A 24,479-nucleotide genomic window follows, 5' to 3' on the forward strand; every position below is an offset into this window, starting at 1 on the left:
GTTGAGTGTTGAGTTTGTACTATTTGTGATTAAGCATTTGCTTAGGCTAAATAAGTAATATCGATAGATAAATCTTATACTCCTCAACAAGAATAACTAAATAAAAATCAGGTGCTTACAGCATAATCACATAGAAGAAAATAAAATATTATGTGTGCGAGATAGTATGATTTTTTAATACTTACCTTCCCTTTTTTATGCTCTAAAAACTTACTTAAATAAGGGAATATTCTTGCAATTTCGCAATTAAAACGATTGCTAGCTTTCTAAAAAGTGGTTACACTCGATTGACAAACTATTACATTGATGACAAGGAAGTCACTATGCCTCGTAATACTTCACGTTCTAAAATTAGCCATACTACTCTTAAAACCTTTACTAAAAGCATGCTGGCTGTCAGCCTATCTATCGCTGGTATTTCTCACGCAAATGCTTATGACAGTGTCACTTTTTTCGGTGATAGCTTGACCGATGGTGGCTATTTTAGTCAAGTTGTACCAGGTCCTGCTCAGTTTACCACCAACCCTGACAACACCTGGGCGACCTCATTCGCTGAGCAGCTAGGTACCACGGCTGTTCCCGTTGTATTCGGTAGTCCTCAAATTGGTAACAACTACGCTATCGGCGGTGCAAGAGCAGGCGAAGAAGCGCTTTTCCCTGGTGGTATTCCTATTGCTTCTGCCAATAGCCAAGTCGATAGTTATCTCGCTAATAACACAGTAGACCCTAACGGACTCTATGTCGTGTGGGCAGGTGCAAATGATTTACTTGCCGCGGCTGAAGATCCTGCTAATGCCCAAGCAACCATACTTGGAGCAGTAGCTAGCCAAACCGGAACGATTAATGCATTAAAAGACAATGGTGCCAAATATATCTTAGTACCTAATATTCCTGATGTCGGTCTAACCCCTAGAGTTATTGATCAAGGGCCTGTAGCACAGGCGCAAAGTACTGGTGCTACTAGTCTATACAATCAATTCATGCTTAGTGCCGCAGCAAATACTGGCGCTAATATTATACCGCTAGATATGTTTAGCTTAACTCAAGAGATCATTGCGTCGCCTGCTCAGTATGGTTTCACTAATGTCACCGATGAAGCTTGCGGTGACAACAATAGCTCTCTAACTTGTGGGCCTGATACTCTTGTAGAAGCAAATGCCAACGAAACCTACTTCTTCGCTGATGGTATACATCCAACAGGCGCTACCCACCAACTGATCGCCGACTATGCAAACGCTGTAGTCACAGCGCCTAGCTTAATCGGTGTGCTGCCACATATTGCAACGACAACTGGACTTGCAACCAATGAGCGCTTACAGTCACACGTCAACCAAATCCAAAGCAGTGAGCAAAAACCTGCTCGTACACTATGGGCCGTTGGTGAAGTCGCTAATCAAGAAATTGCAGGGTTTGATGGTGATAATAATACCCAAGTATTGCTTGGTGTAGATTTTGCTCATCCTAACTCAGCAAATGCAGTGACAGGCTTATACGGCAACATCACTCAAAAAGACTTTGAGAACTCAGACGTTGGCACAGGTTTGAGTGATATTGATCTGGGAGAAGTTGGTTTTGGTGTCTATCACAGCAACAAATTTGGTGGTTTACAGATCAATGGTGCTGCAGGATTTGGCAACATGGATGTCGATGTCACACGTGCTGTGACACTAGGCAGTAACCAACAGCAGTTTAAGTCAAATGCTGATGGCAAGCGCTTTTATGCCAACTTGCAGGCAGGCTATCCGATGCAAGTGAGCAATATTGCTGTCACGCCTTATATCGGTGCAACAGCGAGCCGCGTAAAAATTGACGGACTCAAAGAAAAAGAGATGTCTGGCATTGCTATGCAGTTCGATGAGCAGAAATACTCTACGACATATGGCAAGCTTGGTCTCAAAGCCAATCATAGCTTGATGAACAACCTCAACTTATTTGGTGATATTCATTACCAAAAGCAGCTGAGTGATAATCGCGAAGCAGTAACCGCACGTTTGAATACGCTACCAAATATCAGCTTTGAGACGCCTATGGTCGAAACTGATGATGATAATGTTGCTATGACACTTGGCCTATCTAGAAGCTTTGGTCTATTGAACGCCAACGCTGGTGTCACACATTCACAAGGTAATGACGATGACTCAACCAGCTTATTCGTTGGACTTAATGGTGCATTCTAAATAAGTCGTTAATCTAGAATAAGGGTATAGGTGATAATTAATCGCCTATACCATTCTAAATTCAAAAATTTCCATAACCTACTACGGTTTTTGTTCTCTAACCTTTCCTCTCGTAAAACCTCTCAACGACAAAATCTACTATCACAAACTCTCTAAAAATCTACTTTGCCGCGTAAAGCCTTTGTCTTACCGCGCTGTGTCTTTTTATCCACCCGTTTACGTTTGGCATTTCTGCTTGGCTTGGTCGGCCTTCTGGTTTTATTAACGTAAGTGGCTTTGGTGATAAAACTTTGCAAACGCTCAAGCGCATCTATTTTATTGCGCTCTTGCGTACGAAACTGCTGCGCCTTGATAATCAGCACGCCTTCATTGGTTATTCGGCTATCTTTGCTATTTAGCAGTCGCTGCTTGTACTCATCACTCAGACTTGAGTTGTTAATATCAAAACGCAGGTGAATGGCAGAAGATACCTTGTTGACATTCTGCCCACCTGCGCCTTGCGCTCGTATGGCGCTGATCTCTACCTCATTATCATTGAGGCTAATATTATTATTAATGAAAATCATAGTATGCTTTTATCGAATGTGAATAGATATGGTTCATGATAAAGCATTATATAGTCAATCCCATATAAATTAGGTACGGTGTCAGTCTCGCTTAGTATACTGCTTGTAATACTCTCACTCGGCTTTCTAGGGCGTGTCCTCATTTTAAGAATGGGGATAAAAATGAGATAAATCGCAGTCAAACAAGGAAAATAGCGCAGATAATATCGAGATATTAGTCAGCTATTTGACGCCATTTGGCAAGATTTAGCCATTTTTAACCCATTTAAATGACTATCGATTGAATTGAGGACACGCCCTAGTATCCAAATTATATTGAACCAACTACTTATATTTAACTGAATACGGATTGGTCTGCTACTTTGCCAACAGTTGACGACTGCGCTCAATCACTGGCGCATCGACCATCTCGCCATCTATTTTGAATACTGCCTGCCCGCTCTGCTCGTACTCCTCAATCACACGCTGTGCGAATAACAAAGTCTCATTTGTTAGTTGCAATGCTTGTTGGACGACCGCCACTTGTTTGGGATGAATACACAGCATTCCTGACATCCCCATTTGTGACCATAGTTGTACTCGCTCGCTCAGTCCAACTTCGTTATTGAAGTCAGGATAAATGGTATCGATGGGTGGCGATAATTGGTGCACTTTTGACGTCAGGATTAGTTGATAGCGGATTTGATTGGCGATGATATCTGCAGCAGGTGTTCCTACTTGCACGTGCAAATCATTGCACAGATCTAAAAATCCATAACTAAACGCGGCCAACCCGACTGCTTTTGCCATACTATCGATTTGATACAATCCCATCGCACTCTCAATCAGTGCAATCACGGGTAAATTAGTAAGCTGATGTACGTTATTAATATCTTCTGCTTGCTCAGTTTTGGCCAATAACACGCCAGCCAAATGAGACATCTTCTGACAGAGCACTATGTCTTTGAAAAATTCTTCACTACCTGCTTTATTAATACGTAGCCAAATCGGCTGATAACCTGCACTGTCGTGATATTGCTGTAATGCTTCGCGTGCGGACGCTTTATCTTCTGGCGCAACGGCATCCTCTAAATCGACAATGACTGCACCAGCACCACTTGCAAAGGCTTTCGCTACTCTATCGATGCGAGTCGCTGGCACAAACAGCCATGTTTTATTTTGAGAAATAGTTTTTATTTTATTGTTGATAACTGAATTCATGCGTGACTCCATCATATTGTCCGAGTAGCTATTAGCATATTTATTATGCCACTATACAGCTGATGCTCATTTAAAATTAGTAATTTGTTTGACAGTGCAAAACCAAGATTACTTAAACATTCCATCAAAAAATCAAATCAAAAAAGCCACATGAAAATAAATCTCATGTGGCTCTTCATAGTAAGTTGTTCTTGAACTTATATGCCGTAGTTTGCTAATTAAGCCAACATGCCACCATCGACAACGATAGTCGCGCCTGTGGTATAGCTTGAAGCGTCCGACACTAGATACAATACGGTACCAGCCATTTCGTCAGGCTCAGCCACACGTCCTAGCGGAATCGAGTGTAGTGCCATTTTTAAGACTTTATCGTTAGTAGTCAATGCAGAGGCAAACTTAGTATCCGTCAAACCTGGCAATAGCGCATTGACACGGATATTAAGTGGGCCACACTCTTTAGCAAATGCTTTGGTCATGCTGATGACTGCCGCTTTGGTAATTGAGTAGATACCTTGCTTATCGCCTGCTACTAAGCCGTTGACCGATGCGGTATTCAAGATGACACCGCCGCCCTGCTCTTTCATCATCTTGCCAGCTGCCGTCGACATAAAGAAGTAACCACGGATATTAACTTCAACCGTTTTATCAAAGGCGGCTAAATCTGTATCTAAGATATGGCCATAGTAAGGGTTGGCTGCTGCGTTATTAACTAAGATATCAATTTGACCAAATTCACTTTTGATATGCTCAAAAATTGTGTCAATTTGCTCCATGTCTCCCACGTGGCAAGCAAAAGCACTGGCATTATGGCCATCAGCTTTGATGCTATCAGCGACTGCTTGGCAAGCATCGATTTTTCGGCTTGAGACAATCACATGTGCGCCTCTTGATGCCAATAAACGAGCAATAGACTCACCAATACCACGGCTCGCACCAGTTACTAGAGCGACCTTACCAGTTAAATCAAATAAATCTTTCATCATTATTCCCTATATTTTTATAAACTTTATATTTTCAATAATTTTTGAGCACTAAATTCATGTATCTAAAACGTGTATCTAAAATCAGATAACTAAACGCAGATAATCGCTGTCATAACTAACAGCGATTATCGAGCACTAATGAACTGAACAAAGAGCGCTCAACGATCACGGTTACGCTAGCATACCACCATCTAAGGTGAAGGCATGACCATTCATAAAGCTGCTTTCATCGCTGGCAAGCCACGCAATCGCACTAGAAATTTCACTGACGTTTCCTAGGCGGCGCAGTGGACTGGCCTTTATCGTTGCTTGCTGCGTACGCTCATCCATCGTTGCCATAGTATTGCGAACCATTGGCGTATCAATGAAGCTTGGGCATACCGCGTTAAAACGAATATGGGCACGAGCATACTCATGGGCAGCAGATTTGGTCAGACCCATAACGCCATGTTTAGCTGCACTGTAGGCTGAAATCATAGGTGCTGAACGCAGACCAGCAATAGATGCGACGTTGATCACATGACCACCACCGTTAGGTATCATACAATTGACCGCAGCACGCATACAGTGCCAAACACCTTTTAAATTCACTGCAATATTGCGATCGAAGTCATCATCACTCAGCTCATGCATTGGCGAAGGCTTATGGTCGATACCAGCATTGTTTACCACAACATCTAGGCCACCAAGTGTTTCCACAGCAAAGTCGAACAATGCGCGTACTTCATCACCACTGGTCACGTCTACTTTTTTAAAGACGATACTGTTGCCAGCATCTTGACCTTGTTTGGCAACTGCTTCGCCCATTTCTTCTGCCATATCACCAATGACGACTTTTGCGCCGCGACTAGCCAACAACAACGCACTGGCTGCGCCGATACCTGACGCACCGCCCGTGATCAAAATTCGTTTGCCAGCTACATCTGATGCAATTCCATTTGTATTCAGTGTCATGATCTATCCCTCTACCTTAAGTACTAGTTTGCCAAAATTTTCACCGTTAAAGAGCATCATCAAAGTATCAGGGAATGTCTCGATACCTTCAACGATATGGTCTTTTACTTTCATATCACCTGACTGAATCCAGCCAGCGATATCCTTCATTGCGATTGGATATTCTTTGATATTATCGAACACCACGATGCCTTCCATGCGAGCACGATTGACCAATAGTGATAAATAGTTCGATGGGCCTTTTACTGCTGTGGTGTTGTTATATTGGCTGATAGCTCCGCAAATAACGATACGCGCATGTAGATTAATCTGGGTAAGCACGTCATTTAAGATATCACCGCCTACGTTGTCAAAGTACACATCGACGCCGTCTGGGCAGGTTTTCTTTAGTGCTTTTTTCACATCTTCATTTTTGTAATCAATCGTCGCATCAAACCCAAGCTCATCGACCAAGAACTTGCATTTTTCAGCGCCGCCCGCGATACCGACAACGCGGCAGCCTTTAATTTTGGCAATCTGACCAACCAAGCTACCAACGGCACCAGCAGCTCCTGATACCACTACCGTTTCGCCTGCTTTTGGCTGACCCGTTTTTAGGAGACCGAAATACCCTGTCATCCCCGGCATACCGAGTACACCCAAGTAGTAAGACAGCGGCGCTAGACTCGGATCAACTTTATGTAGACCTGTACCATCGCTGACCGCATATGACTGTACGCCGTCGTGACCTGCGACATAGTCACCAACAGCGAATTTCTCATGCTTACTTTCAATCACTTCACCCACAGTACCGGCGCGCATGACTTCACCAATTTGTACTGGCGCGATATAAGATTTGGCATCATTCAACCAACCACGCATCGCCGGATCGATAGAGATATATTCAACCTTAATCAGTAGCTGACCATCGGTGATAGTCGGTATTTCTGTCTCGGTATAGTCCCAAGTTTCAGCGCTTGGCTCGCCTACTGGTCTTGCTTTTAGTCGCCATTGTTTGTTTATCGTTGTCATGTCTCTTTCCTTAGAGTTGTCCTTAGAACCAGTCCGCTTGCATATCAGTGCAAACCGAGTTGGTGTTGGTTAATAATTCGATGTCGCGTTTAACTAATGGTAGTTCCCAATCAATGAAGTATTTAGCCGCTTGTATCTTGCCTTTATAAAAGTTCTGCTGCTCGACATCTTGCGTCGTACTTAGTAGCTGCTCGGCTTTACTGGCTTGGCGAATCCAAATCCAACTCAGTACAATTGAGGCAAAAATATTCATCAGTGCTTGAGCATTACCAGTCAATGTCAGCGCTTCTTCTGTCTGCAACACTTTGCCCAAATGCACGAGCACTTCATGCAACTGACCCATATAAGGCATCAGCTTGCCTGCAAGTTGCGCACTCTCAGGCGTAGTAATGCTTTCTAAATCTTGTGTAATTTCACGTTTTAGGATTTGAATGCCTAACCCACCTTTTTGCCATAACTTGCGGAATGACAAATCTAGCGCCTGCACACCATTTGTGCCTTCATGGATAGGATTTAGACGATTGTCACGCCAAAACTGCTCAGCTTGATATTCACGCGTATAGCCTGCGCCGCCCAATACTTGAATACCCAAATCATTGGCTTTTGGACCATACTCAGATGGCCATGCTTTTAGCACTGGCGTTAGCAAATCCAACAACTCTGTTAGCTCATTTTTTAGCGTTTCGTCTTCACAGGTATTGATACGGTCAATTAGGTTTGAGCCATATAAGCACAATGAGATGCCGCCTTCAGAGTAAGCTTTTTGCGCCAATAGCATGCGCTTTACATCACCATGCTGAATAATAGCCGTTGCATCATCTTCAGGCTTATTGTTTGGCGCAATGCGACCTTGTGTACGGTCTTTGGCATAATCAAGTGAGTACTGATAGCCACGATAACCAATCATAGAAGCGCCAAAACCGACAGCGATACGTGCTTCATTCATCATCTTAAACATATAGCGCAAGCCAAAATGCTCTTCGCCGATCAAATAGCCATGACAATCTCCTTCGTCACCGAAGCTCAATGCCGTAGAAGTCGCACCTCTATAACCAAGCTTATGAATCAGTCCAGTCAGATGTACATCGTTACGCTCGCCAACAGACAAGTCAGCGTTCAAGCGATATTTAGGCACCGCAAACAAAGAGATACCTTTAACACCGCCTGGACCACCTGGCACTTTGGCCAATACCAAATGCACGATATTGTCAGACAGCTCGTGGTCGCCTGCTGAAATATAAATCTTGCTGCCTTTGACGCGGTACGAGCCATCTTCTTGTTTTACAGCGATAGTCTTAATATCGGCAAGTGATGAGCCTGCATGTGGCTCGGTCAGTGCCATGGTGCCAGTAAATTCACCTGTCAGCATGCGCGGCATAAAGGCTGCTTTGATATCATCACTAGCAAAATGCGAGATGACGTTGATTGCCGCAGTGGTCAGAAATGGATAGGCGGTCGTTGATGGATTGGCTGCCATAAAGTATCCTGCCACAGCTGTCATCACTGTCTCAGGTAACTGCATACCACCGTCTTCAAAACTATAACGCCCAGCAATAAACCCAGACTCGCGGAACGCATCAAAAGCGACTTTCACATCGTTTATCATGCTGACTTTTTTACCATCGAACTGCGGCTCGTTCTTATCTGCGATATGGTTGTGAGGTAGAAATAAATCTGTCGCAATCTTATTTGCAGTCTCTAACACAGCATCAAATGTCTCGCGGCTATGTTCTGAGAACTTTGCGTGCTCGGTGAGTGATTCTGTGCCTAGCACATCATACAATTGGAAAGGTAATTCAAAATCGTTTAGGAGGGTATCTGCGGCCATAGTATTCTCGTTAACTGATTAAATGTGGTTATCAATTGATATTAGTCTAATTTGATACTTGTCCGTATTGTCATTTATGACATAATTATGTTCAAATAAGACACAAACAGAGTATCTAACTGGTTAAAATCAACCAAATAACAGCTATTTTGGTAAGCACAGCAAAGGAAACGAGTGACTTATATGCCCTATTTCAAACCTTTTAAAATGATTATTCTTGGCTTCGATGGTGTGCTCGGTAGTGTGCTCTCTGGCGCATTGGACTTGTTTTCATTCACGGGGGTCAGTTGGCAGCGCTTTTCAAATGAGTCTGTAGAGCCACGATTTAATGTACAGATTGCAAGCTTAGGTGGTGGTGATATTAGGTGCAGTAATCGATTAATCATGCAAGCCCACTGCGATATTCAAGACGTGACAGAGTGTGATTTATTGCTCGTACCCACCATTGGCGATTCTATTGATAAGGTGTTGAAGCAAAACAGTGAGCTGCTGCCGCACTTAGTACGGCTTGCAAATACCAAGGCCGATATAGCAAGCAATTGTAGCGGAGCATTTTTTTTGGCAAAGGCAGGATTATTAGATCACAAGATAGCCACCACACACTGGGGCTATGCTAATAAGTTTAAGGCAGATTTTCCATTGGTGGACTTACAAGAGAACCAGTTTGTGACCCATTCAAGAAGCGAATCAACAAACCAGTCAGGTAATATATTTTGTGCAGCTGGTGGCAGCGCCTTTTATGATTTGGGGCTATTATTGATTGAGCGTTACTGCGGACGTGAGATCTCTACACAAGTGGCAAAAACTCAAATTATCGATAGCAAAAGAGGCAGTCAAAATAGCTATACCAATGTGACCTTGCACAAGCCGCATTCGGACCATTTGATTAAACAAGTCCAAGAATATATCGAAGAGAATTTTCAACATTCTTTGCAGGTCAGCAGTTTAGCCGCTATGGTAAACATTACCCCGCGCACTTTAAACAGGCGCTTCCAGTCCTGCGTGGCGATGCGACCGATTGAATATATTCAGGCTGTTAGAATTGAACAAGCCAAACGCTTACTTGAATTAGGCGATGTATCAATAAAGTCGCTTGCCGATCAAGTAGGTTATGATGATATCTCTTCATTCACGCGTCTATTTAAACGTGCGACAGAGCTAACGCCTAAAGAGTATCAAGATAAGTTTTCACGGTTGGCTATTTAAAAAGGACAGTGCTTAGCGTTTAAGCAGTCTGCCACAAGCCTTTCACTTGGATGGCATCAGCCTTGATGGTTGGATAATCGGTAAATGCCAACTGATAGCCGCCATTTGCATTAGGACTCAGCTGGCAAGTCGCTCCCAGCGGAAAGCTGTATTTTTTGCCGATATGACCAAAAGGCATACCACTATATATCGGCAATCCTGTTAGTTCATGTAGTTGGCGAATGACTGTGGCGACATCATAACGTTTATCATAGCTGTCCTCACCCGTACCAGACAATGCTCCAAATACAATCGCTTGTTGACCTTTAAATATGCCTGCGAGATATAAGTCATATAACATGCGCTCAATACGATACGCCTGCTCGCCGACATCTTCTAGAAATACAATACCGCCATCGATACGCGGTAAATATTCACTACCTGCCAGCGCTGACACGACACTTAGGTTACCACCCCAAATCGTACCAGTTAATGGTTTTGGCTCACCTTTTGTCAGTATGGCAGGTAGCTGCTGACTGGTTAATGAAGCATCTTGTATGCTGATAGTTAGATTGGGATTGGTTAACACTTCAACAAACTGCTGACAGCTGACTTTATCAGGCGCAGTTTTACCAAACTCGCTATAGAGCATCGGTGCGGCAAGCGAGCTCATTGACCCTTTTGCCAATAGCGCACATTGGATAGCTGTTACATCGCTAAAGCCTGCGAGTATCGTGCCGCGCTCTTTCATAATCCGTCCTAGCGTCGACCAGTCCACCGTAGGCAATATACGCATGGCACCGTAACCACCGCGCACACCTAGCAGCAGCTTTGGCGCGGCTATTGCTCCAGAGGCAAGGTTTTGAAAATCACTAGCACGCTGTGAGTCCGTTCCTGCAAAGCGTAAATACTGACGATTGGTAATCGCAGGATTCTCTACTTTAAACCCAGCACAAGCCACCCGATCCAATGCCAACTGATTACGCTCATCACTGCCGCCGACGTTAGAGCTGGCAAAAAGTCGCGTCTCAATCGTAGGCTTGATACAACCTGTCTGCGTCAGTGATTCCTGTGACGTTTGTGATGATGAGCTATCATTCAACAACGAAGTTGGCAGATCATCCTTGGTCAGCTGCGTACTATGACCAGACTCGATAGGGCTGGCTGCCAGCGCTTGAGAAATACCTTGGCTCGCTAATACCGCTGTGCCTGCACTCACACCGATTCGACATAAAAACTGCCGACGGTTTAGCCCAGATGTTGTTTCAGTTGCACGATTATTTTTATCATCTGTCCATGCCTGACGCTTAATCCCCATATCTTACTGCTACCTTATCGCTTTTATTTTTATGACTTGTGTTTTTAGACCTTGTGGCAGCATATTGTAGACGCTTTTCTGACACTGATGGTTGCCTAATCTTTACCGATATTTACTTTTTCGCTACTGAGACACACAATATAGGTCGATTAGATTTGTTACTGTAAATACAAATTCATCGCAAAAAACAAAAGGCAATAATTATGTTTAATAAAAAAACCGATAAAAACAAGTCACTTGACTCTAATTTAGAATATTTGCTAGGCAAAGAAGATAAGCTGAAAGAAAAGTTAGAGGACAGCGGCTACCTTGAGCCGTTTAGTGATGATTTAATGCTATTTATGAGTCTTGTCAAAGACTATTATAAAGGTGACTACCGTAAAATTCCTTTTAAGACAATTTCAGCTGGCGTTATCGGTGCGCTCTATGTGCTAAATCCAATTGACCTCATTCCTGACTCTATTCCGTTTATCGGCCATATCGATGATGCGCTAGTACTTAAATTTTGTTTGAAGCAGGCCAGAAAAGATCTGCAAAAATACAAAGAATGGAAGCAGGAACAATCAGCTACTAAGGATAAGTTAGAATCTAACAATGATACGGATAAGACTGATAACGACAAGACTAGTACTGATGAGAAAGACAGCGACGAGACTGGTACTAATCTGAAGAAAGCCTCATAAATATTAGTACTTTCAGCTATTAAAAAACTGCACTATCGAAAAAGCCACGACCTTGAATTAATACTTCGGTCGTGGCTTTTGTTATTCACAATTCATTCAATACTGTATTTCAATCAGGCACTTCATAATTAGCTTTTTCTGGATTAAGACCAAACGAGTAAACGAAGGTCGCAACGAGACTATTGACAATAATAAAAGGCAAATCAATCGCAGCATGACCAAGTGCATAGCGACCAAGCAGCCACGAGACGATCAACATGATAATAAAAAATGCACCCAAATATGCCAAAATCGCAGGATGTTTCAAATTATAAGGCTGCTCAGGCGTCGGTTGTTTGTCTAATACATACGTCCTTACCGCCCAACCAGCTGCATAAGAAAACCCGCCTAGCACCACGTAACTGAAAAAATTCATATCGCTTAACTCTAATGGTATGACTGTTTACAACAAAATACTATCTATGCAAATATCATCGACCAACAATGGTATTTATAGTCGATACTTATCTAAATACTATCATCAATGCTTATTTAAATACTGTCGTCGACATTATCGATAATAAGATTAGCATGTGGATTGGCTAAAATATCAGTATTCACCTCATCACATTCCACGCGATAGATCGTGTTGGCACCTCGATAAATATACGACAAGTACTCACTGTCTAAGAGCGGATCAATATTTGCATAGGCTGGTTTGACATGAGCCAGTACAAGTACTCGATCAGGACGACCAATAACCGCATCGACATTGTCTGGATCGATAGAGAAGAACTGCGGTATGTCACTATTCTCGATCACTTCTAACGGCTCTGGAGTATCCCAGACGCGCTTAGCAGTGACGGGCTCTTTCATCTGCATTACCCAAGTGTCATCTTGCTGGCTGACCTTTATCTGTGCAGGTTCATCTTGACTCACCGTATAACAACCCTCAAAGACAGACAGATCTGCCGCAACTTCGGTATCTGCTTGAAGGCTAGTATCATTACAAGCGCTTAGAAAAATCGCGCTGCTAGCAGTCACACTGAGCATCAGATACGTCAGTCTCTTATTAAATAAATTCGAGCGTAAAGACATAATGGGGTTATCCTGCAATCATGCATTAAAAACTTTTATTAAGTGTACTATTGTCAAAAAACCATCAAATAGCAGATACAAAAAATGCGCTTGGGCATCTTTGTAGCAAAGGCAGCTCTGACATCAAAAACCAGTGGCTTTCAGCGAGCTTCGCTATTTTAACAGAAAACCAAGACGTTACTATTATGTTATAAGTTACCGTAACGGTTTTCTGACTTTGTGCGTCACGACTGCCCATATTTATGATAGATTTGCTATACTCACAACGTCATCATCATCGTTCGAATAACGTAAACGAGATGCTCTAGTACTACCCTATGCTTACCACTTATCAGGTCCATACTCTTTTATGTCAGACAACCGTAATTCAATGCCAAACAATCATAAAGACAACGCGATTGATCCATTGGCTGCTAAAACAAATACCACTGTGGCCTATACTGATGGTGCTTGCAAAGGAAATCCTGGCGCTGGCGGCTGGGGCGCACATCTTATATTTAGTGATGGCAGCACGCAAGATTTGTACGGCGGCGACAAAGAAACCACCAATAACCGTATGGAGCTAATGGGTGCGATACAAGCCCTGACCCATAGCCCGCATGAGCATACTCTTGAGATTTGGACTGACTCCAGTTATGTCCAAAAAGGCATTACTGAATGGATTGAGGGTTGGAAGAAAAAGGGCTGGAAAACTGCCAGTAAGAAGCCAGTCGCCAATCAAGACCTATGGCAACAATTGGATAAACTCTGCCAACAGCGTGATGTTAGCTGGCATTGGGTCAAGGGTCACGCTGGACATGCTGGTAATGAAAAAGCAGACGAGCTGGCAAACTTAGGTGTCACCTCAAACAGCGGCCATTCATCTATAGTCAGTGAAGCAGACACGACTAAAAAAAAAGACCAAATAGTGACTGATATTGATACTAATACTGATACCTTGCAAAAATCGTCTAGCGCTGACTGGCTAAGTTTCGATCCATTGGGTCTAGATATGATGGACGATGAGTTTAATGAAGATCTCTTAGAACCTGAGCCGCTAAAGGAAGATAGTCAGAGTACAGCTAACACTCTTAAGATGAATGAAAACATTGCTGTAGAATCTAGCAACCATCAAGACAATACATACAACCCGACGAGTACCAAAGCTATGCCAGACATTCAAACGCACCTAGATGATACCGTCGACAATGATATGTTGCCAAGTGTAGAATCTGATGCCCCTAAATTCGATGGGGATACTAGCCGTGCCAACCCACATTTTAAGCCGCTACTACCAAAGCCGATACACCGCCATGAAGCAGATCGTCAGCTTATCATGGATACAGAAACCACAGGGCTTGATGCACTAAAAGGCGATCGTATTATCGAGGTCGGTATTGTGGAGCTGGTCGGACGTAAGTTTACTGGTGAGAAGCTGCACGTTTATATCAATCCGCAGCGTGGCATGGATGACGAAGTCATTCGTATTCATGGTATCTCTGAAGCATTTTTGACCGACAAGCCGACCTTTGATCAAGTGGCTCAGTCTTTGTATGACTTTATGGACGGCGCTGAGATTATCGCTCATAACGCTACTTTTGATATGAACTTCTTAAATATGGAGTTTGCAAAAGTTGGTCTGAATGACTTTGCTAATCGAGTGCAAGTAACCGATTCACTGGCGATGGCCAAGCAGCAATACCCTGGGCAAAAAAACACGCTAGATGCCCTCGTGCGTCGCCTAGATGTTGGTAAGCAAGACCGTACTTTTCACGGAGCATTACTTGACTCAGAGATTTTAGCCGAAGTTTATTTGGCGATGACTGGTGGACAGGTCACGCTTGCCATTGAAGAGGATACAGATACCGATGGCGGACAAACCGCTCATGCAAGTTTCGCCAATTTAGCGAATTTATTGCTGGCATCAACGGCGGATGAAACTGCTGACCAAAGCTGGTATGCCGCTTTGGCAGAAGATTATCCTGCCCTAAAAGCTAGCATATAATTGTCGTTCGAATTTTTATTGAACCGACATTTGTATAATTTAGTCTTGATTATTATGATAGAAAGCGTTAAAACATCACTAGCTAATACTTTCTAAATCAACTTTACACCATTGCTATTCTCATCAGTACATTATGGAAAAATACTTATGGACCAGTCTGCGCAAATGAAGTTAACCGCCCCAACACTTAGTGTTACTGATTTTAACCTACCATCACTTCATTTATTGCATGATGAGGTTATAGCAACGCTTAAAGACACCGAGATTCATTTGAGTGAGTTCAACGATGATAGTAGTCAGGCACCTTTATTGTCGGACTCTATCGAAGTGCTAAAGCAGCTGTCTTGTATTTTCAAACTAATTTCTTTGGTCGGTGCAGAAGCATTGAATGATGCTATTGTTGGTGGTCTACAGAGACTGTATGACAATGGTGATAATAACGATACTGATTTGATCATGGATCTATCAGAAGCCATCATGACCTTGGATCGTTATGTCGAGTTTGTACTATTGACTGAATCGGTAGAGCCTACTCTACTGATACCTGTCATTAACAAGCTTAATGCGCATAGTCAAAAAGCTCCTATTACAGCAGACTATTTTTCTGCATTTGGTAGCAGTAGTGTCATCATCGCCAATCCTGAACAAAACTTTGAATCTCTAAGCGCACTTAATCTAGACACAGAGCTGCTGACCAACGCGTATCGTAGTGGCCTTGCGGTTGCACTACTCAATCAAGATGGCAAAATTGACTCTGCGGATCAGCAAAAGCTGGATGCTATGAGTGCAGCTTGTGCATTAATCGCTGCAAATACTGATAGTTTGTTTTGGCAAGCGGCGACTGCTGCCGTGACCGATATCGCAGCAGTATTACCATTAAACCTAAGTCAAAAGCACACACTTATCTATTTAGAGCAGCAATTTCAAAGCTATTTACCAGTCATGGATACCCGCTTTGCAGATTTAGTGAGCTTTGCCTGTCAACGTGATAACGAGCAAGCGCATCAACTACGTGAACAGTATGCAAGCAATCATTTAGAAGGTGCTCAGCTAGAACAAATGAAGCGCTTTTTATTCGGTCCTAACCGCGAACTTACCGATACGTTGAACACAATTATTCAAAATCAGATCAATAACATTAAAGAACACGTCGATAGTTATGCACGTGGCGATTCAATTAACCCTATTGACATGCAGACAGCGCAGATTATTAAAGAGCTGACTGAACTGAGTTCGGCATTACGTTTATTAGGTCTGTCCAACGCAGCCAATAGTCTTAGCGAAGCAGCAGAAGCTGTGAGCCATTGGCTAGCGCCTTCTCCTGAAGATTTTGATCATTTGCTACTAGCGCTAATGCATGCAGAGAACGCCACCATTGCTATGGCAGAGATGCATACACCAGGGGCAATCTATCTACCACTGAATAATCCGCATATCTCATTGCATCAGCTTAATACGGCCAATGATACCTTGATACAAGAAAGCCGAACTGCGATTGCTAGTGCCGAGCAAGCCATCAATGATTATTTGGCGGAGCCTGAGCGCGACATGCTTAACATCCAAAATATACCTGGGATGATGCGTCAAGTAGCAGGCGCGGTACGTTTCTTACAGTTGGCCACACCTGCTAGCATGCTGAGTCAGCTAGCCAACTACATTGAAAAGCGTATCGAAGGCGGACGACGTATCGAAGACAGTACGTTAGCCTGCATCGCTGATGTTATTATGACGGTTGATCATCACTTAGATGGTTTTGAGAATAATCGCCCTGTCAGCAAGCAAGCGCTTGATGTTGGTCAACAGAGCTTAAGCCATCTACTTGCTGCTTAACTTTTCTTATTATCATGTCATGGTCATCATCTCTTAGCCATGACATCTCATTTACGTATAGATAATTCAAGATAATGTAGGTACAAGTCAGGCATGTGAAAGCGCTACAGTCATTAGGTTAAACTAGCCTAGTCATTAGGCTGAACCAGCCTGACAATATATATGGATATCTGGGTATCTGGTTTACATAGAATTAATGATACTTTACTCTAAAACAGTCTGTGTCCACCTCGATGCAGACTTACTTAATAATGTTTGGAATTTTATATGGCTCATGCTTTTGTATTAAGTGATGACAGTATCTTATGCCGTCAAATGCCAGATGGTTGGTGGCCTTTACAAGCTCAGCTATCGCCCGATAGTAATGACTTAAGCGAGCAAGCTTATCAGGTCGATCATGTAACGCTACACGAGAGCCTAGCACCAAATCATTGGTTATCAGACAACAGTAATAGCGCTGGCAATGATGCAGATGATACGGTTAATGCCAATATGGCTCATAGCTTTACCGCTCAAGCCACGAGCGCCATGACTTATGACTATGCAGTTGCTCATAACGTGACGCTACCAATTATTGCTGAAAGTAGTGGTAACACTTTTGTTCCTTATCGAAAACTGATGACTCATTTGCCAGTCGCCTTGTCAGATCAGATTAGCCAAGCAATACAACTATTAAGCTGGCAAGCAGATACGCAGTTTTGTAGTCGTTGTGCTAGTCCCACCGTACATGCTAGCCAAGGCGAACGTGCCATGGTTTGTCCAATATGTCGATTGCGCCAATACCCTCGCGTACAACCATGCGTCATTACTGCTATTACTCGTCCAAATCCAGTAACAGGTGAGATGCAAATTTTACTGGCTCACCATCATCGTCATGGACAGCAAAATCTGCCGCCAATGTATGGTTTGATCGCAGGGTTTGTAGAAGTTGGAGAGAGTTTGGAGCATGCCGTAGTACGTGAAGTCGCAGAAGAGGTCAATATCAGCGTATCAGATATCCGCTATGTCAGTAGTCAGCCATGGCCATTCCCCTCTAACTTGATGCTCGGTTTTCGTGCATCGTATGCTAGTGGCGATATTATCTTGCAAGAAGATGAGTTAGCACATGCTGATTTCTTTGATCTCTCAAACCTACCCAGAATCCCACCAAAGGGTAGTATCGCTCGCGATTTGATTGACCAAGTGGCTAAAGAACAAAATATAGATTTATAATCAGTACTTATCTATAAACACCACATTACGCTGTAGTGTTGTATTTTCAATCTCATCTCTTTAAAATCGCTGCTCCTGTGATAAGCGTTTTACTTTAAACTTTATTTTTTAATAAGTAACACGCTAACCTGAGCAGTAAAACGCTGACAGAGCAGATGCTCTTATAGATACTGTTTTACAAAGACCGCTTTCTCAACACTTTATCTCTATTTATACTAATACCTATTCTTACGACTGGTATTAAGGTCCTTAATTAAATGCAAAGTAGCACCAATATACGCTTAGTCAATCTACCCATCTTATTCGATGCATTACACATTGATACCTTGCCCGCTGACATACAGGCAAAAATTGCACGTGTGGATGCTTGTTTGCCACAGACGCAATGCGGACTATGTGAGCATCCAGATGGTTGCCTACCATATGCCACTGCGATTGTATTAGATGGCGAGCCGTACAATAAATGTGTGCCTGGTGGTCAGCCTGTCACCGATGCGATTGCCCAGACTCTCAATCTAGATACTCCTAACACTACGCTTATGGCAGTGCCTTCACAGTGGCCAATAGATGCCACTTCCGAACGTCCGACCGAGGTTCGTGCGGTTATCCGTGAAGATGACTGTATCGGCTGCACCAAATGCATCCCTGCTTGTCCAGTCGATGCTATCGTTGGTACTGGTAAGCATATGCATACGATTTTTACAGATTTGTGCACGGGCTGTGAGCTATGTATCGCGCCCTGCCCTGTTGATTGCATCGACTTAGTTACGATTGAGCGAGAAATATCTGAGCCTGAGCGAATAGCAGAGCAAGAGGATTTGAGACAACGCTACCACACTCATTTGAAACGTGTCACAGAACAGCTTGCCGATACGAGCAATAGTAGACCTGTCGTTAGTATGGTAGAGGCTAAGCTCAATAATGCAGCAAGTCAGTCTCTAAACATCAGTGAGTCACAAGCAAAAAACACTATTGCTGCTGCCAAGCTCCGTACCAAAATCAAAAAACTAGAAAAGCAACTGAGTGTTCGTGCAAATGATAAGAAACAAGCAGAACTCGATTCCTTACAAGCCGAGCTTGAGTCATTGCAAGTAGCGCTATAACGGTAATAGCTGATTACGCAACTAATGCGTTAATAAATTGATACTTTAATCATTAACATGAATGCTAGCGCTAGCATATAATTTGGCACAATCATTCATAAAAATAATAGTCAAAATGCCATGAGTAAAACGGTCAAACATAAAACAGCTGACACGCCGCCCTCTAGACGAATGCCCAATCGTGACGTGCGTCCATTCTTTGAAAAGCTGGCAGCGACTATTGATGAGCCTGTCACCGAACTCAATTATGACAGTAATTTTGAGTTACTTATCGCGGTAATTTTGTCCGCACAAGCGACTGATATCAGTGTCAATATTGCTACCAAGCAATTGTACCCTGTGGCAAATACACCTGAGGCAATACTGGCACTAGGCGAAGACGATCTCAAATCCTATATCAAAAACATTGGTCTATACAATGCCAAAGCAAAAAACGTCATCAAAACTTGCCGTGATTTGATTGAGAAATTTGATAGCACTGTTCCTGATAACCGCAAAGACTTAGAGTCACTGGCAGGCGTGGGCCGTAAAACTGCCAATGTCGTGTTGAATACGGCCTTTGGCCAGCCGACCATGGCCGTTGACACGCATATCTTTCGGGTGGGCAATCGTACTGGGCTTGCTACTGGCAAAACCGTACTCGTCGTCGAAAAAAAGCTGGTCGAGCGCATCCCAGAAGACTTCATCGTAGACGCCCATCATTATCTTATCTTACACGGCCGCTATACTTGCCAGGCTCGTACACCCAAATGCGGCGCCTGTCCTGTCTATGAAGAATGCATGTTCAAAGATAAAGCTGCATTTTTAGAGTTGTAACGTATTATTCATTTCAAGCAGATGCTACCGCTAGCTAATTGCTCAGCTAGCTAAACCGCTATCCAGTAACCACCTTTGACTGCAGTGAACTGCTTGTTGAGCATTTCTTATAGTAGAGCAAGTGTTGCTCACTAGAGTTTTATAACGTTTCAAGGTAGAATAACCCTATTTTGCGTTAAGAGATTTTGGCCATTACCCTGCTTCTGATAAGGCAATCTGCATATTAGCGTTGTCTATTAGGGCAAGTACTGACCCAACTCGTTACCGCCAAGACCATATTAGAGCGAGGCAGTATCATTTTATATATTGATTAAATGATAGTCAGCTTACCCTTTGGTCATATTTATTAGCAAAGATTTTAGTCAAAACCGATTTTAAATTAAGAAATACCGATTATCTGCCGCGTAAATGCGTGGTCAAAATTAATTAGAGCAGCACCCAGATGTGCTGCTTTTCCTACCCTTATTGATTCAATTAAGCGATCCCATTATGCGTGAATACAACTTATTTACCTCAGAATCTGTGAGCGAAGGCCATCCTGACAAAATGGCTGACCAAATATCAGACGCTATCCTTGACGCTATCTTACGTGAAGATCTGCACGCACGTGTGGCATGCGAAACCTTAGTAAAAACAGGCGCAGTCATACTTGCAGGTGAAATCACTACAACGGCAAATATCGATTTAGAGCGTCTGGTTCGTGACACCGTAAATGGCATTGGCTATCACCATTCAGATCTAGGCTTTGATGGCGAGACTTGTGCAGTCATCAACATGCTAGGTAAGCAATCTCCTGAAATTGCGCAAGGCGTCGATCGTAGCGACCCAGAAGAGCAAGGTGCAGGCGACCAAGGCTTGATGTTTGGTTATGCCAGTAATGAGACCGAAGTATTGATGCCAGCGCCTATCGAGTATGCCCATCGTTTGATGGAGCGTCAGTCGGAGCTGCGCCGCGCAGGTGAGCTGCCATGGTTGCGTCCAGACGCTAAAGCGCAGGTAACCTTGAAGTATGACGGCAATCGCCCTGTCGCCATCGATGCTGTTGTATTATCAACACAGCATGATCCAAGCATCTCGCAGTCAGATCTACAAGAAGCCGTAATGGAATCTATCATCAAACAAGTACTACCAGCTGATTTGCTACACGCTGGCACACGCTATCATATCAACCCAACTGGTAAGTTTGTGATTGGTGGTCCTGTTGGTGATGCTGGCTTGACTGGTCGTAAAATTATTGTTGATACTTACGGCGGCATGGCACGTCATGGTGGCGGTGCGTTCAGTGGTAAAGATCCTTCAAAAGTCGATCGTAGTGCTGCTTACGCGGTACGTTATGTGGCCAAAAACATCGTAGCAGCAGGTCTTGCTGAGCGCTGTGAAGTACAGGTCAGCTACGCGATTGGTGTCGCTGAGCCGACCTCTATCTCTGTTAATACCTTTGGTACTAGTAAAATCAGTAACGATGAGATCATCCGCTTGATTCGTACTCACTTTGACCTACGTCCTTACGGCATTACCCGTATGTTGAACTTACTACAGCCAATGTATCAGCAGACTGCTACCTTTGGACACTTTGGTCGTCCAGGTTCAGAGACTGCCTTTACGTGGGAAAAAACAGACAAAGCTGATATCTTGAAAGCAGACGCTGGTTTATAAGAGTCACTACTCTAAAACGTTTACCAATCATTTTTATATACTAAAAACTACTGACACTTATTATTAGGAGTTGCTTATGTCTCAAGACAATATTCAAGACCAAAACGCTGATGCTAACATCGAAATCACCCCTGAAATGCAGGCATTCTATCAACGTGCTGACGCTATCATCGGTATCGCCAACAGCCAGCTAGGCCCTGAAGCACATTCAGGTCAAGTAGGTGCTTCTTTATTGTATGCGGCAGCACGTTATAGCGCGTCAGTTGCCTCTATCGGCTTCGTCAAAGGTGATGATTTCGCCAAAGAGAAAGACGATATCGTCGAGTTTTATGTCAAACAGTATCGCCAAATGCTGAGCGATAACTTAACGGATTATGCTCAAAACTTTGACAAGTACGTACAGCTCAATCAAGACGACAAACCAGCTGAATAAGCGAATGTCGTCAGTCTAGATGTCTTTGATTTAGATATGCTGTCATAAAATCAGTATTTGATAGCAGAAAACAAAACCCCAAACTCAATTGAGCTTGGGGTTTTTTGTATAGTGTTTAAGTGGATAGCTACTGACAAATAAGCTACCATAAATGCTTAAGCGTTTGTCATCAATAGGCAAATCCATCAGCGATAACAGGACGCTATCGAATATTATGAATAAGGACATTTCTTATGAAACAAACTATATCTACTCGTCGATTTTCCACAATTAATCAATCCCCGTTCAAACCATCATCACTTATATTGATATTAGTTCTAGCTTTAACTGGCTGTAGCTCTATGTCTGATGTAGGCACATCTGGTCACATACCTACCCCATCCAGTCCTGATCTCAGTCAACAATTTGAAGATGCTCTTACTCAATGTCCACCCGCTAACCCTGCCAATAATATCTGTACGGCACAATATGAACCCGTCTGTGTAAAAACGAAAGTTGGATCAATTGTTAGCTACCGAACGGCTAGCAATGCTTGCTCAGCCTGTAATATTCCTGAAGCCATTGGTTATACAAAAGGCGAATGCAATTAATCTATAAAGCGATTATATCGAGATCTGCTGTACTGAAAGCTGCTGTATTAAAAATATTGGACATCCATAAAAATACCCAGCTTATGACAAGCTGGGTATTTTTGTAGCTAAGAAATAACCTCTAAAGCTTAAGCATCTTTCTCAAGTGCTGGTGGGCCTTTTAGTAACTCTTCATCACGGAATTCATTGGCCGAGTTATGCTCTGCTGACTCTTCTGTGGTAAACCATTGCTGATTACGATACAGTATCAAGCGATCTCGACTGAGACCGCGCAGTAGAGAATACATCATCACGACGATCACAATAGCAAAAGGAAATCCTGAGACAATCGATGCCGCTTGTAACGCACTCAAACCACCTGCTGCCAATAATACAGCGGCGATAACGCCTTCAGAACCAGCCCAAAATAAGCGCTGAATCTTTGGTGGATTGGTATCACCACCTGATGTCAGCATATCGATGACAAAACTGGCTGAATCTGATGAGGTAACAAACCATAATACAATCATCACCACGATGAGTAAGTTGACCGCACCTGTTAATGGATAAGACTCCATCAATTTAAAGATAGCGCTACCCGTATCGGCTTTGACCGCTTCGATCAGACCTGGGCTAACTATGTTAGGGTCTGCTGCTGCCACTAGCTCCATATTTACCGCAGAACCACCAAAAGCGGTAAACCACAAGAAAAGTATCGTGATAGGAATTAATAATACGCCTAATATAAACTCACGGATGGTACGGCCACGAGAGATACGTGCAACGAATACCCCAACGAATGGTGACCAGCTAATCCACCATGCCCAATAGAAAATCGTCCAAGAAGCTTGCCAATTTTCTTCACCTCTATAAGACTCTGTCCATAGACCTAATGGCACGATTTGATGCAAATAATTACCGATGTTTTCTACAAAGCTATTAAAAATAAACTGCGTAGGCCCAAAGATAATCACAAAACTTAGCAATATCACAGTGAACAATATATTGGTATCACTTAGACGCTTGATGCCTTTATCCAATCCCATAAACAGAGATAACCCTGCTAGCATGGTGATAAGGCCAATCAAAATAATCTGCACCGTAATATTATTGGGTATACCAAATAATGTCTCAAGGCCTGAGTTAATCTGCAAGACGCCAAGACCTAACGTGGTCACTACCCCAAACATCGTACCAAATACGGCAAGCGTATCTACCGTATGTCCCCAACCACCGTAGATCTTTTTACCCAATATTGGGTAAAGTGTCGAACGGATAGCCAGTGGTAAACCTACTCTATAATGAAAATATGCGAGCGATAGCGCAACCATGCCATATAGCGCCCATACATGTAGACCATAATGTAGGAACGAGATATTCATTGCTTGCTTGGCAGCGGCAACTGTCTCCGCTTCGCCTAATGGTGGTGCCATGAAGTGATACAGCGGCTCAGCGGTGCCCCAATAAAGCAGCCCAATACCGATACCAGCTGAAAACAACATGCCAATCCAAGAAACCATATTGTACTCTGGCCTCTCATTCTGATGACCGAGTCTGATATCGCCGTAGCGGCTAAATATCATATAAATACTCATGACCAATGTTAAATTGACCACGACAATAAAGAACCAGCCAAAGCGCAAAGAGACAAATGCTTTTGCTTGGTTAAATACTACTTCTGCTTGTTCGTTGAATAAAGCGCCAAAAATAATGAACGCCAGTATCAAGATTGCTGAAGTCAAAAATACAGGTTTACTTACCCGCGGAAAAGGGCCTAATCGGCCAACTTTTACATGATCCATAGGTATATCCCCAAAAAAGTGCGTAACCATACCAAGGTATGAACGAATTATCAAATATAACACCTTGTAAATACTGCCGAATGTATAGAAAT

21 protein-coding genes are annotated in these 24,479 nt (G+C 43.1%); 11 read left to right on the plus strand and 10 right to left on the minus strand.

The window, feature by feature from the left end; genetic code table 11:
- Positions 1-323: 323 nt before the first annotated feature.
- Entirely contained in the window at positions 324-2,177 is a 1,854-nt protein-coding gene (locus ACIGBM_RS06580; protein WP_397477189.1) for an autotransporter domain-containing protein, read from the plus strand.
- 152 nt (positions 2,178-2,329) lie between these two features.
- Here ACIGBM_RS06580 and arfB read toward each other — a convergent pair whose 3' ends face one another.
- The 6 genes from arfB to ACIGBM_RS06610 all read right to left on the minus strand — a co-directional run bounded on the left by arfB (position 2,330) and on the right by ACIGBM_RS06610 (position 8,719).
- Positions 2,330-2,743, minus strand: coding sequence for an alternative ribosome rescue aminoacyl-tRNA hydrolase ArfB (gene arfB, locus ACIGBM_RS06585; RefSeq protein WP_397477190.1), 414 nt, complete (start codon positions 2,741-2,743; stop codon positions 2,330-2,332).
- A gap of 357 nt (positions 2,744-3,100) precedes the next feature.
- Entirely contained in the window at positions 3,101-3,943 is an 843-nt protein-coding gene (locus ACIGBM_RS06590; protein WP_397477191.1) for an HpcH/HpaI aldolase/citrate lyase family protein, read from the minus strand.
- 218 nt (positions 3,944-4,161) lie between these two features.
- Positions 4,162-4,926, minus strand: a complete 765-nt coding sequence (locus tag ACIGBM_RS06595; protein ID WP_397477192.1) for an SDR family oxidoreductase — start codon at positions 4,924-4,926, stop codon at positions 4,162-4,164.
- A 171-nt stretch (positions 4,927-5,097) separates the two neighbouring features.
- Positions 5,098-5,880, minus strand: a complete 783-nt coding sequence (locus ACIGBM_RS06600) for an SDR family NAD(P)-dependent oxidoreductase (RefSeq protein WP_397477193.1) — start codon at positions 5,878-5,880, stop codon at positions 5,098-5,100.
- Between the two features lie 3 nt (positions 5,881-5,883).
- Positions 5,884-6,891: an NADP-dependent oxidoreductase gene (locus ACIGBM_RS06605; RefSeq protein ID WP_397477194.1), complete on the minus strand. Its 1,008-nt coding sequence runs from the start codon at positions 6,889-6,891 to the stop codon at positions 5,884-5,886.
- 22 nt (positions 6,892-6,913) lie between these two features.
- Positions 6,914-8,719: an acyl-CoA dehydrogenase gene (locus ACIGBM_RS06610; RefSeq protein ID WP_397477195.1), complete on the minus strand. Its 1,806-nt coding sequence runs from the start codon at positions 8,717-8,719 to the stop codon at positions 6,914-6,916.
- Between the two features lie 183 nt (positions 8,720-8,902).
- On the opposite strand from ACIGBM_RS06610, the gene ACIGBM_RS06615 reads away from it, so the two are divergent.
- Positions 8,903-9,925 (plus strand): GlxA family transcriptional regulator, encoded by a 1,023-nt coding sequence (locus ACIGBM_RS06615; RefSeq protein WP_397477196.1) that lies wholly within the window; start codon positions 8,903-8,905, stop codon positions 9,923-9,925.
- A 19-nt stretch (positions 9,926-9,944) separates the two neighbouring features.
- On the opposite strand, the gene ACIGBM_RS06620 is transcribed toward ACIGBM_RS06615, so the two are convergent.
- Positions 9,945-11,222 carry an LD-carboxypeptidase gene (locus ACIGBM_RS06620; protein WP_397477197.1) on the minus strand — a complete coding sequence of 426 codons (1,278 nt, stop codon included), beginning with the start codon at positions 11,220-11,222 and terminating at the stop codon, positions 9,945-9,947.
- A 203-nt stretch (positions 11,223-11,425) separates the two neighbouring features.
- Between ACIGBM_RS06620 and ACIGBM_RS06625 the strand changes: the two genes are divergently transcribed.
- Positions 11,426-11,905 carry a YkvA family protein gene (locus ACIGBM_RS06625; protein ID WP_165597862.1) on the plus strand — a complete coding sequence of 160 codons (480 nt, stop codon included), beginning with the start codon at positions 11,426-11,428 and terminating at the stop codon, positions 11,903-11,905.
- A gap of 109 nt (positions 11,906-12,014) precedes the next feature.
- Here ACIGBM_RS06625 and ACIGBM_RS06630 read toward each other — a convergent pair whose 3' ends face one another.
- Entirely contained in the window at positions 12,015-12,320 is a 306-nt protein-coding gene (locus ACIGBM_RS06630; protein WP_102078823.1) for a hypothetical protein, read from the minus strand.
- 116 nt (positions 12,321-12,436) lie between these two features.
- The gene (locus tag ACIGBM_RS06635; protein WP_397477198.1) at positions 12,437-12,982 is read right to left on the minus strand and encodes a hypothetical protein; all 546 of its coding nucleotides are present in this window, start codon (positions 12,980-12,982) and stop codon (positions 12,437-12,439) included.
- A 349-nt stretch (positions 12,983-13,331) separates the two neighbouring features.
- On the opposite strand from ACIGBM_RS06635, the gene dnaQ reads away from it, so the two are divergent.
- From dnaQ to ACIGBM_RS06675, 8 genes are all read left to right on the plus strand, one after another.
- Complete coding sequence (gene dnaQ, locus ACIGBM_RS06640) at positions 13,332-14,966, plus strand: DNA polymerase III subunit epsilon (RefSeq protein ID WP_397477199.1); 1,635 nt, start codon at positions 13,332-13,334, stop codon at positions 14,964-14,966.
- A gap of 147 nt (positions 14,967-15,113) precedes the next feature.
- Complete coding sequence (locus tag ACIGBM_RS06645) at positions 15,114-16,796, plus strand: hypothetical protein (RefSeq protein ID WP_397477200.1); 1,683 nt, start codon at positions 15,114-15,116, stop codon at positions 16,794-16,796.
- 267 nt (positions 16,797-17,063) lie between these two features.
- Positions 17,064-18,008, plus strand: a complete 945-nt coding sequence (gene nudC, locus ACIGBM_RS06650; RefSeq protein WP_397477201.1) for an NAD(+) diphosphatase — start codon at positions 17,064-17,066, stop codon at positions 18,006-18,008.
- 257 nt (positions 18,009-18,265) lie between these two features.
- Complete coding sequence (locus ACIGBM_RS06655) at positions 18,266-19,111, plus strand: RnfABCDGE type electron transport complex subunit B (protein ID WP_397477202.1); 846 nt, start codon at positions 18,266-18,268, stop codon at positions 19,109-19,111.
- 120 nt (positions 19,112-19,231) lie between these two features.
- A complete protein-coding gene (gene nth / locus ACIGBM_RS06660) occupies positions 19,232-19,927 on the plus strand; it encodes an endonuclease III (RefSeq protein ID WP_397477203.1) in 696 nt (231 codons plus the stop codon).
- A gap of 489 nt (positions 19,928-20,416) precedes the next feature.
- Positions 20,417-21,583 carry a methionine adenosyltransferase gene (gene metK / locus ACIGBM_RS06665; RefSeq protein ID WP_057760687.1) on the plus strand — a complete coding sequence of 389 codons (1,167 nt, stop codon included), beginning with the start codon at positions 20,417-20,419 and terminating at the stop codon, positions 21,581-21,583.
- Between the two features lie 76 nt (positions 21,584-21,659).
- Positions 21,660-22,016, plus strand: a complete 357-nt coding sequence (locus ACIGBM_RS06670) for a DUF3144 domain-containing protein (RefSeq protein WP_102078350.1) — start codon at positions 21,660-21,662, stop codon at positions 22,014-22,016.
- A gap of 341 nt (positions 22,017-22,357) precedes the next feature.
- Positions 22,358-22,606 carry a hypothetical protein gene (locus ACIGBM_RS06675; RefSeq protein ID WP_397477204.1) on the plus strand — a complete coding sequence of 83 codons (249 nt, stop codon included), beginning with the start codon at positions 22,358-22,360 and terminating at the stop codon, positions 22,604-22,606.
- A 128-nt stretch (positions 22,607-22,734) separates the two neighbouring features.
- On the opposite strand, the gene ACIGBM_RS06680 is transcribed toward ACIGBM_RS06675, so the two are convergent.
- Positions 22,735-24,387, minus strand: coding sequence for a BCCT family transporter (locus ACIGBM_RS06680; RefSeq protein ID WP_057760694.1), 1,653 nt, complete (start codon positions 24,385-24,387; stop codon positions 22,735-22,737).
- Positions 24,388-24,479: the final 92 nt, after the last annotated feature.

The sequence above is a fragment of the Psychrobacter sp. NPDC077938 genome (assembly GCF_044542635.1).
GTDB lineage: Bacteria > Pseudomonadota > Gammaproteobacteria > Pseudomonadales > Moraxellaceae > Psychrobacter.